The organism is Parabacteroides distasonis (genome assembly GCF_004793765.1).
GTDB lineage: Bacteria > Bacteroidota > Bacteroidia > Bacteroidales > Tannerellaceae > Parabacteroides > Parabacteroides distasonis_A.
Genome location: NZ_SRYM01000051.1, coordinates 1 through 12249 on the forward strand (window position 1 = coordinate 1; position 12249 = coordinate 12249).

Annotated in this window: 18 protein-coding genes; 9 read left to right on the plus strand and 9 right to left on the minus strand. The window is 47.6% G+C overall.

Annotated features, from left to right (window positions below; all coding sequences use genetic code 11):
• Positions 1-33 precede the first annotated feature (33 nt).
• Positions 34-345 carry a helix-turn-helix domain-containing protein gene (locus E5342_RS14835; RefSeq protein ID WP_135959665.1) on the plus strand — a complete coding sequence of 104 codons (312 nt, stop codon included), beginning with the start codon at positions 34-36 and terminating at the stop codon, positions 343-345.
• A 53-nt stretch (positions 346-398) separates the two neighbouring features.
• Positions 399-704 carry a helix-turn-helix domain-containing protein gene (locus E5342_RS14840; protein WP_135959666.1) on the plus strand — a complete coding sequence of 102 codons (306 nt, stop codon included), beginning with the start codon at positions 399-401 and terminating at the stop codon, positions 702-704.
• Positions 705-903: 199 nt separating this feature from the next.
• On the opposite strand, the gene E5342_RS14850 is transcribed toward E5342_RS14840, so the two are convergent.
• Genes E5342_RS14850 through E5342_RS14860 form a run of 3 tightly spaced genes read right to left on the minus strand, consistent with a single transcriptional unit; the run spans position 904 to position 3959 of the window.
• Positions 904-1278 (minus strand): hypothetical protein, encoded by a 375-nt coding sequence (locus E5342_RS14850; RefSeq protein WP_135959668.1) that lies wholly within the window; start codon positions 1276-1278, stop codon positions 904-906.
• A 2-nt stretch (positions 1279-1280) separates the two neighbouring features.
• Entirely contained in the window at positions 1281-2624 is a 1344-nt protein-coding gene (locus tag E5342_RS14855; protein ID WP_135959669.1) for a site-specific integrase, read from the minus strand.
• A gap of 3 nt (positions 2625-2627) precedes the next feature.
• Entirely contained in the window at positions 2628-3959 is a 1332-nt protein-coding gene (locus E5342_RS14860) for a site-specific integrase (RefSeq protein WP_135959670.1), read from the minus strand.
• A gap of 264 nt (positions 3960-4223) precedes the next feature.
• Between E5342_RS14860 and E5342_RS14865 the strand changes: the two genes are divergently transcribed.
• Positions 4224-4769 (plus strand): site-specific integrase, encoded by a 546-nt coding sequence (locus E5342_RS14865; RefSeq protein WP_246867130.1) that lies wholly within the window; start codon positions 4224-4226, stop codon positions 4767-4769.
• 168 nt (positions 4770-4937) lie between these two features.
• Here E5342_RS14865 and E5342_RS14870 read toward each other — a convergent pair whose 3' ends face one another.
• Positions 4938-5219, minus strand: coding sequence for a helix-turn-helix domain-containing protein (locus tag E5342_RS14870; protein WP_024988805.1), 282 nt, complete (start codon positions 5217-5219; stop codon positions 4938-4940).
• Positions 5220-5223: 4 nt separating this feature from the next.
• Positions 5224-5511 (minus strand): helix-turn-helix domain-containing protein, encoded by a 288-nt coding sequence (locus E5342_RS14875; protein WP_135959672.1) that lies wholly within the window; start codon positions 5509-5511, stop codon positions 5224-5226.
• 343 nt (positions 5512-5854) lie between these two features.
• On the opposite strand from E5342_RS14875, the gene E5342_RS14880 reads away from it, so the two are divergent.
• From E5342_RS14880 to E5342_RS14905, 6 genes are all read left to right on the plus strand, one after another.
• On the plus strand, positions 5855-6163 hold the full coding sequence (locus tag E5342_RS14880) for a helix-turn-helix domain-containing protein (RefSeq protein ID WP_135959673.1): 309 nt from the start codon (positions 5855-5857) through the stop codon (positions 6161-6163).
• The gene (locus E5342_RS14885; RefSeq protein ID WP_135959674.1) at positions 6144-7376 is read left to right on the plus strand and encodes a VapE domain-containing protein; all 1233 of its coding nucleotides are present in this window, start codon (positions 6144-6146) and stop codon (positions 7374-7376) included. Before E5342_RS14880 ends, E5342_RS14885 begins: the two co-directional genes overlap by 20 nt.
• Positions 7377-7712: 336 nt before the next feature.
• Positions 7713-8693 carry a toprim domain-containing protein gene (locus tag E5342_RS14890; protein WP_135959675.1) on the plus strand — a complete coding sequence of 327 codons (981 nt, stop codon included), beginning with the start codon at positions 7713-7715 and terminating at the stop codon, positions 8691-8693.
• Between the two features lie 156 nt (positions 8694-8849).
• A complete protein-coding gene (locus E5342_RS14895) occupies positions 8850-9233 on the plus strand; it encodes a MobC family plasmid mobilization relaxosome protein (protein ID WP_135959676.1) in 384 nt (127 codons plus the stop codon).
• On the plus strand, positions 9199-10122 hold the full coding sequence (locus E5342_RS14900; RefSeq protein ID WP_135959677.1) for a relaxase/mobilization nuclease domain-containing protein: 924 nt from the start codon (positions 9199-9201) through the stop codon (positions 10120-10122). Before E5342_RS14895 ends, E5342_RS14900 begins: the two co-directional genes overlap by 35 nt.
• Positions 10123-10126: 4 nt before the next feature.
• A complete protein-coding gene (locus E5342_RS14905) occupies positions 10127-10852 on the plus strand; it encodes a hypothetical protein (protein ID WP_135959678.1) in 726 nt (241 codons plus the stop codon).
• A gap of 42 nt (positions 10853-10894) precedes the next feature.
• Here the strand turns inward: E5342_RS14905 and E5342_RS14910 are convergent, their stop codons facing one another.
• The 4 genes from E5342_RS14910 to E5342_RS14925 form a co-directional block, all read right to left on the minus strand.
• A complete protein-coding gene (locus E5342_RS14910; protein ID WP_005645903.1) occupies positions 10895-11227 on the minus strand; it encodes a helix-turn-helix domain-containing protein in 333 nt (110 codons plus the stop codon).
• 130 nt (positions 11228-11357) lie between these two features.
• Positions 11358-11777: an RteC domain-containing protein gene (locus E5342_RS14915; RefSeq protein ID WP_135959679.1), complete on the minus strand. Its 420-nt coding sequence runs from the start codon at positions 11775-11777 to the stop codon at positions 11358-11360.
• Positions 11731-11970: a hypothetical protein gene (locus E5342_RS14920; protein WP_135959680.1), complete on the minus strand. Its 240-nt coding sequence runs from the start codon at positions 11968-11970 to the stop codon at positions 11731-11733. The genes E5342_RS14915 and E5342_RS14920 overlap by 47 nt, the downstream gene beginning before the upstream one ends.
• Positions 11971-11990: 20 nt before the next feature.
• Positions 11991-12242 (minus strand): 4-fold beta flower protein, encoded by a 252-nt coding sequence (locus E5342_RS14925; RefSeq protein WP_122377541.1) that lies wholly within the window; start codon positions 12240-12242, stop codon positions 11991-11993.
• Positions 12243-12249: the final 7 nt, after the last annotated feature.

Below are 12249 nucleotides of genomic sequence, written 5' to 3' on the forward strand. Positions count from 1 at the left end.
GCAAAAGAAACAGTAACAATAAAAAGTATGTATATGGAAATCGTATCAATTGAAAGAAAGACCTTTGAGGCAATGGTCGCCAAGTTCGACCGTTTCGTCAGTCGCATGGATGCCATCTGCCGAAGGCACGGAGAGAAGACAATGGGCGAGTGGATGGACAATCAGGACGTGTGCCGGATACTCAACATCAGCCCACGCACGTTGCAGACCCTTCGGGACAATGGGACGCTGGCTTACTCGCAGATAAGCCACAAGACCTACTACCGTCCCGATGATGTACAGCGCATTGTTTCCGTTGTGGAGGACAGGCGCAAAGAAGCAAAGTTCAAAGGAAGAACTATATAAACTTGATGAAATGAACGAAGTAAACTAACAATACCCACTAAATCCAAAGTAACATGAATGAACTGATTAACAAGGACAGCGAGTGGATAATCCACTTCATGGGCAGCCTCGACCGTCTTTTGGACAGCTTCGAGCATCTGACCGCCAATTACCGCCCGACACTGAACGGTGAGCGTTTCTTTACCGACAAGGAGGTGTCGGCACGGCTGAAGGTGAGCCGCCGGACACTTCAGGACTACCGCAATGAAGGGCGTATCGCCTATATCCAGTTGGGTGGCAAAATCCTCTACCGTGAATCCGACATCGAAAGGATGCTTGCTGACGGCTACCGCTCTGCTTACCTACAGACGGCAACCTGATTTCCCATCAGTCGCTTGTTTCCGTTGCCGGATGCTTTTCAAGCGTGTGGCAGGCAGTGGCAAGGTTTTCGGGCCGAATACGCTCCACAGGAGGAAGATTCTGCCCGAAACGGCTTGCCGCCCGACCTTGCCAATGCCATCAAGCCATACGCTACCTTTGCATCCGTGTATCGGAAACGAGTGGCTGACGGAATGAACCTCAACTATACCATCGGTTATTACCTCTGACGCTGGCAACAAACAGTGTAATCGGTGTAGCTTTCTTAATGGTGCTAATTTCATTTATTATAAACCGTCTGAACAAGACACTCTCTTTACTGCATATCCTGAATGCAACGGCTATAATCACTTCAATGTTATAGACATCATAACTGATTCCATCCGCTTGCTTGAGATACTTCATCGTGTCAAATTCGTTCAGTTCCTTGTTCTTGTAAATGGTATGAATCGCCTTGCGGACATCGCATGAGAACACCCCGAACAGGTCGGCTATCTCTTGTTGCGTCATCCATACGGATACGGTCGGCATCGTAACCGCACCCGTTTCACTGATTGTTATTATTCCTCTATTCATTGTCACTTGATTTTAGTTTCATCATTTGATGCACACTCCTTTTTCCAACCGCTGTAATTTCCGCATTTGAACACCCGTGACGGCATACCGTCATCGGGCAACGTATATTTGCCTTTGGTATTTTCAGACAGGGTTTCCAAATCCCTGCTCACTTTGTGGTTGGTTATCTCGGCATATATCTGGGTGGTGCGTATGGAATAATGTCCCATCATCTTGCTGATGGTTTCTATCGGAACCCCGTTGCTCAGGCAGATAAGGGTCGCAAAACTGTGCCTCGCCTGATAGAATGTCAGGTGACATCCCAGACCGCACTGTTCGGCTATGATTTTAAGGCTGCGGCACAGGTTACAGGTCTGCGGGACGTAAAACAATCTTCCGTCCTCGCCTTCCCCTTTGTATTTTTCGATAATGCGGAGAGGTATGTCAAGAAGTTTGATATGGCACTCCGCCTTGGTCTTCTGCCGTGCGATGTGAATCCATTTGGAACCGTCTTCCTTTGTGACGATGTTGTCTTCCGTCAGGTTTGCCAGATCTGCCCTTCCGATGCCAGTGAACACCGAAAAGACAAACAGGTCGCGCGTGTGGCACAGGCGGTAGGTGGGCAGTTTGGCATTGAGCAGCTTTTCAAACTGTTCCCTGTTCAGGTGGCGATGGTTGACAGGCACTTTCTCAATCTTATGCCCTGCAAACGGGTCGCGCTTGAGTATGTGCTTCTTCAACGCCAGCCGTGTCATCTTGTGTAGCAGGATAAGGTAGTCATTGTAGGCAGACACCTTTAACCGCAGTACGGTAGAGAAATATAACGTGAAGTCGGTCATGAACTTCATCGTCAGTGAGCGTAACGGAATATCCTCCAAATCATACTTGAATTTCAAAAAGTTAAATATATGCTTGCGGGTGGTAAGATAACGGACGTAGGAATGCCTTGTCCGGTCAATGCCCACACGTTTGGCGTATTCCCCGTTATGTTCGTCAAACAGGGACAGCAATGTCTCTTTGACATCGGATTTCCCGGTGACGGCATTCTTGATGATTTCTGCCGAGACGAAGCCATAAGAGTCCACGTTTCTTTTGTAGGCGGCCTTCGCTTTCTCTTCCAAAGCCTCCAATAATGAGTTCAGCCTGTTCAACTCATTTCTTTTTTCGCCGGTGATGTTTCCGGTCTTACGGCCGTCCGTGAATGCCTTGCCCACTTTTGCATCCCATAAGTCAGGCTCTATTTCCAACCCTGTGGAATACTGGCTTATCTTCCCGTCAAGGGTGACCCGTCCCATAATCGGACATCTGCCGTTTTTCTTTATTTTCCGGCGGTTGATATAGAACAACAGTTTGAATGTGCTTCGCATGGCTTACCCCTCCATCATTTTGGTTATGTACTCTCTTTGCTTCATGCTCGGATTGACTTTACGTTGGCTATAATCCTTCAGAATTGGAGACGGGGCAGTGTCAATGCCCGATAAGGTAAACTTGCCCCCGATAATATCGTTCAGACCGTCCATGTCCTTGTCTATTTTATCCTGCGTGACTTTCGCATACCGCTGTGTGGTGGTGATATGCCGATGCCCCATGATTTTACTGACGGTCTCTATCGGAATCCCCTGTGACAGACAGATGATGCTTCCGAAGGTGTGCCTTGCCTGATGGAATGAGATTGGACGGTTGATGCCGCACATCACGGACATCTTTTTCAGGTGTCTGTTCATGCTCTCTTTGGTCAGCATAGGAAGGAGTTTCCCGTCGCTGTCCATATCCTTGTATTTTTCAATGATATTCAGCGGTATCTCCATCAACCGGATACATTCGGGCGTCCCTGTTTTTTGTCTTTCCGTATGAATCCACAGACTGCCGTCATCCGCTCTCACCAGATTGGCGGCTGTCAGGCTCCTCATGTCGCAGTAGCAGATACCCGTCCAGCACGAGAACAGGAACATGTCCCTCGTGAAATTACGGTTGGGGGTGTCATAGGTAGTGTTCGCAAACCTGTCAAGCTCGTCTTCTGTCAGATACATCTGTTTGAAAACAGGTTTCTGCGGCGCATAACCTTTGAACGGGCTGAAAGGGACGATGCCGCGGAACACGGCAAGCATCATTACGCTTTTCAGGCGGTTAATATGTCCGAGTATGGTCCTGGGCATGAAACGCCTTGTCGTGCGCATATACATATCAAACGCCTCGATAAAGTTCTCATCCAGCTGCTTGACAGGCATATCCGACACATGGTATCTCTCTTTCAGGAACTCACCGAGTATCCGGCAGGTGTTCCGGTACTGGTAGAACGTGCTTGCCGCCCTATTCACCCCTACACGCAGGGCATAGTCGCTGTTATGCTCCGCATAGAGCTTCATGATGGTGTCCTGGGTCTCAGCCAGACCTTGGAACACGTTTCTGACTTCCTCCGCTTTCACGACATCCTTGATATCAGTAAGTTCGTTGAACCGCTTCTGCAACAACAGCAGTAGCCGTTCAATCTCCCTGTTTGCCATTGTCGCCGCCTTGCTTTTGCCGGTGCAGCGTTGGGCGGTGGCGTTCCACAACCGCACATCGATTTTGAACTTGCACGCGAATTGCGCGATGGAATTGACCTTTCCCCTGACGGATATTCTGCCCATGAGCGGAGAAAAGCCGTCCTTGTCCTGTACGCTGCGCTTGATGTAGAGCAGCACTTTCATTTCTGTTTTCATGCGTTACTTTTTTGATTGCAATTTTACTCATATCTCGCCTGTTGAACGGTATGAGAATCAGGCAGAACGGCGCAATCAAAACCGGATAGGTTAAATCTGTAGGGTAAAGTAAGATTCCCGGATGGAAATACCTTTTAACAGACAGTTTATCCCTTGATTGACTGCATCTAAATGAAATGAAAACAGGTAATGACTTGGTAGCTGAACAGGTTCGTTATTCTACCTGTTTTTGCTATTTACCCAACTGCGCAAACCAACACAATTTTGCTGCTTTACAACGAATTGCAGTTCTTTTGCCGGATTCCTCTATTGGTTGCATTGATAGTTTTCTATCCATTCACGGGCATAGCCTACGCAGACCTTGAGAATCTGACCTATGACAATATCGGGCGGCAGGAGGACGGGACTTTGTACGTCACCCTGAACAGGCAGAAAACAGGGTCGCTTGCGTTTATCCCGCTAACCGATATTCCCCTGCGCATAATGAAGAAGTACCAAGACACGCCCTTTGCCGGGACGGGCGGGAAAGTGTTCAAGATGTGTACCCTCACCAATGCGGACATATTGCTGAAAAAGATAGCCAAGAAAGCCGGGATAGATAAACGGCTGACCTACCACATGAGCCGCCACAGCTTTGCGACCCTTTGCCTCTCAATGGGCGTACCCATTGAGACGGTCAGCAAGATGCTGGGACACCAAAGCATAGACACCACCCGCATTTATGCGAAGATAACCCGTACCAAACTGAACGAGGACATGACAAGCCTTGCCGGGCGTATCAAAGGCAGGTACAGGCTTGCACGGCAGTAAGCCCATAAAAAAGCCAGCAACACAGTTTTCAAGAAAACGTGATTGCTGGCTTTCAATCAATCAAACAATAAATCAATAAATACAGAAAACAAGATTGAAATAAAACAACCTTTCAATCTTTCAAGAAAGCAAGACATCAATAAAACAAGATTTCATGTTTTCAAGATTTCATTTTCTGTAATGCCTTTCCAGCAGGTCTAAAATCTCGCTTTCCCGGTAGATGATTTTTCCCGGAAGCTGCACGTAGCCCAGCAGCCCCGTGTCCCTGTAATCCTGCAACGTCCGTTTGCTGATGCAAAGCCGCCTGCACACCTCATCGCCCGTCAGGTAGTGTTCACCGTTCAATACCGGGCGATAGTTCATTACCACGTACTCCACGTTTTCCAATACCCTGTCGAGGGAAGAAAACAGTACCAGCGTGGTTTCGGAATCTTTCGTTATCAAATCCATACGCCTACTTTTTAGAATTGTCCCTTACTTGTTCGAGCAGAAAGGCTTCCACGTCCGAAGCCTTGTAGTAAATCTTGCCGTTTATCTGCGAGTAAGGCAGTTTTCCCGTATCACGGTAGGTCTGCATCGTCCGGGCTGAAACATTCAGCAAACGGCAGGTCTCGCAGTTATCCAGCCACTTGTCACGCTTCCTGCGTAAAGGCACGCAGAGCGCATCCACACGACCCACAAAATTTTCAAACCTCTGTTCCCATAGTTCAAACGTTTTCTTTTCAATCGTCACTATTTCCATAACCGATATATTTATTCTTGTCAATACTCCGTTTTTCTTCACTGGTGCAAATATATAAGGCTGAATAATAGGTTGTTTCTTCCTGTCCGCAAATGACCTTGCGTGTCCGAAAATGTCCACCGCCAACCCAAAAACAACATGAAAGAAACGAACCGATAACAAAAAAACTGTTTTTTCTCCACTCCTTAATTAAATAAGTAAGGTAATGAACACAAAGCCGTTTTCTATTTGCCGACATTAATTTGGTGCAGAGCGAAGCAAAGCGATTCCAAACGGCTGACGCTTTGTTTTTTACCGATTCTTCTTATTTTATTTGTGGTGCTAATTCAAAAAATAAGCACTTATGAACAATCCTTTCGAAGAAATTTTCAAACGGCTGGAGAACATCGAAAAGATGATTGCCCCGGTCACGGGCGCACAGCCCGGAGAACGGCAGGACGGAAAAGAGCCTGTGTTAGTCAAAATATCCGTTGCCAGCGGCATAACTGGGTATTCGGTCAATTACCTGTATCATTTAGCCAGTAAGGGGATGATACCGTGTGTCAAGCGTGGGCGTACCCTGCGTTTTGACATGGAGGAACTCAAAAAGTGGATGCAGCAGCAGTATGTCCCGGCTTCTAACAGACTTCCCGATGAAAAAGAAAAGAAGTGATGATGCACGGCATATCGAGGGCTGGCAATCAAAGAACGAGCGCATCGAAAGCCTGTTGAACGTCCTGTACGATTTCCGGTTCAACACCGTAAAGAGCCGGACGGAATACCGGGCTGCGGATTCTTCGGGCTTGTACCAGCCCGTTACGAAATTCGTTCTGAACTCGTTCAGGCGCAGGCTGGATGCGGCCGCTGGTATCGTCACCTCTGCCGAGAACATCCGTACCATACTGGAAAGCGATTTCGCAAGAAAGGTACATCCCATACGGGAATACTTCAACGCCCTGCCCTTACTGAATCCTGCCGAACACGGGCATATCGGCAGGCTTCTGAACACGGTACAGGTAGCCAACCCCGGCAAATGGGAGGAATATTTCACGAAATGGCTTATCGGTGTGGTAGCCAACGCCATGAACGACACGGGGTGTCAGAACCATACCTGTTTGGTGCTGACCGGGGACAGGCAGGGGCAGTTCAAATCGTGGTGGCTGGACAACCTTTGCCCGACACCGCTTAAGAACTACCTGTTCACCGGGAAGATAGACCCGCAGGGCAAAGACATCCTGACACTGATAGCCGAATACCTGTTCATCAACATTGACGACCAGCTAAAGGAACTCAACAAGCAGAACGAGAACGCATTGAAGAACCTTATCACCACCCCGGCGGTGAAGTACCGCAGACCGTATGATGTTTATATAGAGGAATACCCCCACCTCGCCAGCTTCATGGCTTCGGTGAACGGCAACGAGTTCCTGACCGACCCGACAGGCAGCAGGCGTTTTTTGCCGTTCGAGGTGCTGCGCATAGACAAGCCCACGGCAGAAAGCATCCGCATGGATAACGTCTATTCCGAAATCATGTACCTGTACCGTCAGGGCGTACGCTACTGGTTCAATGATGCGGAGATTGGGGAACTGCACCTGACAAATGCGGAATTTGAGGTGCAGACGGTCGAGTTCGAGATGCTGGCACAATACTTTGAGAAGCCGACAGAGGGGGAAGAAACCCTGTTTTTTATGACAACGGCACAGATACTGGCACGCTTACGGGATATATGCCCCATGCAACTATCTGAAAAACGGCTGGGGGAAGCGTTACGCAAAGCCGGGTTCAAACGGGTACAGAAACGTATTGACAAACAGACCTATTCGGTATATGGGTATAGGATAAAGCCTGTTCCAACATCCTGTACAAACAGCGATTACGGTTAGCACGGTCATTTTACGATTGGTTATTACTGCAACGCAGTAACTGCCATAGTAAGATATATTTTTATTTTACAGCCTGTATATCAAATATTTAATAATAGCGCAGTAAGCAGTAAGATAAAACCGCAAACTTTTGGAAAAGTTTGGAAAAAGAAAAAACGCAGGAATTATCAGGGTTATATTTCTATCTTCTTTTGAAGAAATAACTTACTTATCTTACTGCATAAGAGATAATCCGCTGAAAGAAAAAAGAATTATGCGCAGAAACATAGTGAGTTTTCTTCTTACTGACTTCTTACTGTGCTACTGCAATTTATCAACATCAAAAAAATAAAGATTATGACCTACAAGGAAGCCAACAATATCAGTATCAAGGATTACCTGAACTCTTTGGGAATCCAGCCCGTCACGGAAAAGGGAAGCTACGGGATGTACCGCAGCCCCTTACGGGAGGACAACACGCCAAGTTTCAAGGTGGATTATAACGCCAATCTATGGTGTGACTACGGAACTGGCGAGGGTGGGACGCTCATCGACCTTGTGATGAAGCAGAACGGGTGCAACGCCTACGGTGCTATCTGCCGACTGGAGCAGGGCGACACTACCTCTTTTTCCTTTCACGGGAAAGACCTGCCCGAAAGGGACACGAAAAGGCAGGCAGCCAGCCCGATAGAGATACGCAGAATACAGCCGTTACAGAATCCGGCACTCATGCGCTACTTGCAGGAAAGGGGGATTTCCCCCGGAACGGCAGTCCCATACGTGCAGGAGATGTATTACCGCATCGGTGGAAAGCCTTATTTTGCGCTGGCGTTCAGGAATGATTCAGGAGGTTACGAGCTTCGCAATCCCCGTTTCAAGGGCAGCACATCGAAAGACATCACCCACATAAGGCAAAAGGGAGAGCCGAGAGATACCTGTTTCGTGTTCGAGGGCTTTATGGATTTCCTCTCATTCCTCACTATCCGGCAACAGAAAAGCCCGGGTATGCCCTGTACCGACTGGCAGGATTACGTTATCCTGAACTCCACCGCCAACGTAGATAAAGCCTTATATCCGCTGGCTGGTTACGGGCATATACACTGTATGCTTGACAATGACGAGGCAGGCAGGAAAGCGGTTGAAGCCATAAGGCAGGAATACAAATGGCGTGTACGTGACGCATCACACCTGTACAGCGGTCACAATGACCTGAACGACTATCTGCGTAGCCTTAAAGTGAAGCAATCCCAAGATTTGACAGTTACCGACAAGCCCCAGCCGGAGCATGATAACAGACAGAATCCGGGTGAAAAAAGAAAGAGAGGGCTAAGGATGTGACCTGCAAAGCTGGCGGCATGAACCGACGGCAGGCTGTGTGATTAGGGAGAGCAAGGTTATGTTTCGGTAGACCGAAACACCTTGCTTTGCTTGACAGCAAAGAAAATTTCTCCCGTTGGTCGCAATTTTTAAGATACCACCTAAAAGCAAAAACACATGACAGGAATAAGGAACAAACCGGGAGGTCGCCCGGCAAAAAGCCGGATAGACAAGCAGAACCGGGTAGTCAGTACGAAACTGACCGAGTTACAGTTCTACGCAATCAGGAAGCGAGCCGAGGAAGCCGGGCTGCGTGTCAGCGAGTACGTCCGGCAGGCGGTCGTTTCGGCAGAGGTAACGCCCCGGCTGAACAGGCAGGATGCGGACACTATCCGCAGGCTGGCGGGCGAAGCCAACAACATCAACCAACTGGCGCACCGGGCGAATGCCGGAGGGTTCGCACTGGTAGCGGTGGAACTGGTGAAACTCAAGAACAGGATTGTCGAAATCATAAACCGGTTGTCGGATGATTGGAAAAATAAAAAAGGGAAGCGGATTTAAGGGCTGTGTAAATTACGTGCTGGGCAAGGAACAGGCTGCCTTGCTTCATGCGGAGGGAGTGTTAGCGGAAAGCAACCGGGACATCATACGCAGTTTCATTCTGCAAGCCGGGATGAACCCCGACCTGAAAAAGCCTGTCGGACATATTGCGCTAAGCTATTCCCCGGTGGACGCACCCAAGCTGACAGACGGGAAAATGATACAGCTTGCGCAGGAGTACATGCGTGAAATGAAAATCACCGATACGCAGTACATCATCGTGCGCCACCAAGACCGGGAACATCCGCACGTGCATATCGTGTTCAACCGCATAGGCAACAACGGCAAGACCATTTCGGACAGGAACGACATGTACTGTAATGAACAAGTATGCAAGAAGCTGAAAGCCAAACACGGGCTTTATTTCGCTAAAGGCAAGGAGCATGTAAAGCAACACCGTTTGAGAGAGCCGGACAAATCCAAATATGAGATTTACAACACAGTAAAGAATGAAATTGGGGAATCAAGGAACTGGCGGCAGTTACAAACCCGGCTGGCAGAAAAGGGTATCGGGATTCATTTCAAGTACAGGGGACAGACTGGCGAAGTGCAGGGTATATCCTTTTCCAAAGGCGAATATACGTTCAAGGGGTCGGAGATAGACCGCAGTTTCAGTTTCTCCAAGCTGGATAAATGTTTCGGGGATGCGGGGCTGAACACTACCGAAAGCAACCGACAGACGATTTCCGCACCTGTTCAGGAGCTATCGCAGACACCGGGCAAAGCCGACAGTCCGTTACTGGCAGGCTTGGGCGGTCTGTTCTCTACCCCGTCCTCTCCGGCTGATGATACGCCCGACAATCCCGGTGAAAGAAAAAGGAAGAAAAAGAAACGACACTTAAAATTGTAGGAACATGGAAGAAAATTTAATTTTGGAGGGGCTTCTCTCTATGGTTACGGAACTGAAAGAACGGCAGGAGAAGCAGGTAACGCCAGCCAGCCGGGAGGAAACGATTAACCGACTGGACGTTATCGAACAGCGCATTTCAGAAATGCAAGGTAAATCCGGCATTACTGAAAACACGGTACGGGAGATTCTAAACCAAATCGGCAGTATCGGAAAAGGGCAGTCCGAGAACCAAAAACAAGACCTTGAAGATATAAAGGGGCTTATCGTGACCTCGCACCGATATTTCAAGGAACGGTTAAAGGTGTTGTTCCCGGCTGATGATACAACGACAGGGGAAGCAATGCCCGTTTCATGGTACGGCAAACTGACATACCGGGTAACTCCCTATTTGAAACCCAAGTTCTTTCTTCTTTCAGCAGGGATAATCATTTGTCTTGTGTCGCTTGCATTGAATGTGCGGTTTATACAAAGAATGCAGCGGTTACAGGACAACGATATAAAATACCGCTATATCCTGATGAAAGGAAAGGCAGACGGCAGCAGCCTTGATTCACTGGAAACAAAGTTCAGCCGGGAACGGGATAACGCTTTCATCCGAAGCCTGACCGATTCGGTGAAAGGCTTTGAATACCGCAGCAGGAAACAGGCGGAAGCGTTGGAACGGGCAAGGCTGTTGAACGAGCAAGCCGAGCAGCTAAAGGAGGAAGCCGACAAATTAGGCAAGCCATAAGCCAAAAGCAAAGCCGGAGCAGAACCGCCCCGGCTTTTTAATTCACTTCTTTTTCTTCGTGCAGTGTTCTTTCTCGAACTGGCGCAGCGTGGTAACGCTGAATCTCTCCTTGATGAACTCCCGGACATCGGAAGCCTTGTAATACACTTTTCCGCTGATTGTGAAATACGGCAGCGCACCGATAGCCCTGTAGCGTTGCAGGGTCTTGATACTCACCTTGAAGAGCAGGCACAAGTCCTGATTATCCAGCAGGTTGTCATCTTCGGGCAACACCCTGTCGGCATTGCGCAGTACCCGTACATCCTTGCAGAGTTCTTCCAGTTTGGCGTACAGCTTCTGCATCCATACGCTGAAATCGTCATTATCTATATACATGATTGCTTCATTTTTCTGATTATACATTATGGTCTGTCAATCGATTGATGAAGCAAAGTTCAGAAAACAGGCGCAAAGAAATTACGGGGGAACTAATGGAATCCCCTATAAATAAATCATAAGCCGTTGGTTATCTGTACCCTTTCTTTTCATGTTCCTTGCGGATAAGCTCTGCCAGTCCATTAAGAAACTCTGTGATTTTACCCGGCTTGCGTTTTATCACGTCCTCATGCTTTTGGTGGCAGTCGCCTATCCTGATATTGAAAAGCCATTCAAAGGCTTTGGATAAATCCACCAAGTAGGCGGGTTTGCCGTTCTGATATACGATGTCTTTGGAGAGGAACAGACCGCTTACTATTTCCATGATGTTGATAAGGGTTGTCTTGTCGGCAAGAAAGAGAGGGGAAAGGGCTTGTGTATCGGTGTGTTGCCGCAACTGTTCCGGGTACTTGATGCGCCATTCGATAAGACGTATTTCGGTGTTTAACAGCCCTATCGCTTCATCAATTAGATGCAGATAGGGCATTTTTTTCTTGCTCAAACCGTACACGGTACGATTTGAGACGGTGCAAGCCAAAGGAGAAATAACGCAGTAATACGCTATAATCCTGTTCGTTGATGCTGAAATCGGCTACATGCGTAGCCAATTCTTCGATAGCCTCTGTAAGTTCAGATGCAGAAACTTTGCGCTGCGAGTATTCCGATAATAAACGGAAAAATCTCTGTTGTAATACACTTTCCATGTAGTGTTGAAATTATATTATTAATCGTCTTTGTTTTTCATTTTCACATATCCATTTGCATAATTCCCTATAATATTGTGATTATCATCATAAATATAGCCATTGGAATAATATCCTTTGAGTATTCTCTTTGAACTATAAATATATCCGTTAGTATAATTACCAATCGTTTCACCTTGCTTGTCAAATATATATCCATTTCGATAGGTAATCAATGACGTTTTGCATGAACCGAAACATAAAACACTCAAAATTAGTAACAATGTTCTCATATCATTT

Coding starts and splice junctions, on each gene's coding strand:
- E5342_RS14835 (WP_135959665.1), top strand. CDS start 34: ATGGAAATCGTATCAATTGAAAGAAAGACCTTTGAGGCAATGGTCGCC.
- E5342_RS14840 (WP_135959666.1), top strand. CDS start 399: ATGAATGAACTGATTAACAAGGACAGCGAGTGGATAATCCACTTCATG.
- E5342_RS14850 (WP_135959668.1), bottom strand. CDS start 1,278: ATGAATAGAGGAATAATAACAATCAGTGAAACGGGTGCGGTTACGATG.
- E5342_RS14855 (WP_135959669.1), bottom strand. CDS start 2,624: ATGCGAAGCACATTCAAACTGTTGTTCTATATCAACCGCCGGAAAATA.
- E5342_RS14860 (WP_135959670.1), bottom strand. CDS start 3,959: ATGAAAACAGAAATGAAAGTGCTGCTCTACATCAAGCGCAGCGTACAG.
- E5342_RS14870 (WP_024988805.1), bottom strand. CDS start 5,219: ATGGATTTGATAACGAAAGATTCCGAAACCACGCTGGTACTGTTTTCT.
- E5342_RS14875 (WP_135959672.1), bottom strand. CDS start 5,511: ATGGAAATAGTGACGATTGAAAAGAAAACGTTTGAACTATGGGAACAG.
- E5342_RS14880 (WP_135959673.1), top strand. CDS start 5,855: ATGAACAATCCTTTCGAAGAAATTTTCAAACGGCTGGAGAACATCGAA.
- E5342_RS14885 (WP_135959674.1), top strand. CDS start 6,144: ATGAAAAAGAAAAGAAGTGATGATGCACGGCATATCGAGGGCTGGCAA.
- E5342_RS14890 (WP_135959675.1), top strand. CDS start 7,713: ATGACCTACAAGGAAGCCAACAATATCAGTATCAAGGATTACCTGAAC.
- E5342_RS14895 (WP_135959676.1), top strand. CDS start 8,850: ATGACAGGAATAAGGAACAAACCGGGAGGTCGCCCGGCAAAAAGCCGG.
- E5342_RS14900 (WP_135959677.1), top strand. CDS start 9,199: ATGATTGGAAAAATAAAAAAGGGAAGCGGATTTAAGGGCTGTGTAAAT.
- E5342_RS14905 (WP_135959678.1), top strand. CDS start 10,127: ATGGAAGAAAATTTAATTTTGGAGGGGCTTCTCTCTATGGTTACGGAA.
- E5342_RS14910 (WP_005645903.1), bottom strand. CDS start 11,227: ATGTATATAGATAATGACGATTTCAGCGTATGGATGCAGAAGCTGTAC.
- E5342_RS14920 (WP_135959680.1), bottom strand. CDS start 11,970: ATGGAAAGTGTATTACAACAGAGATTTTTCCGTTTATTATCGGAATAC.
- E5342_RS14925 (WP_122377541.1), bottom strand. CDS start 12,242: ATGAGAACATTGTTACTAATTTTGAGTGTTTTATGTTTCGGTTCATGC.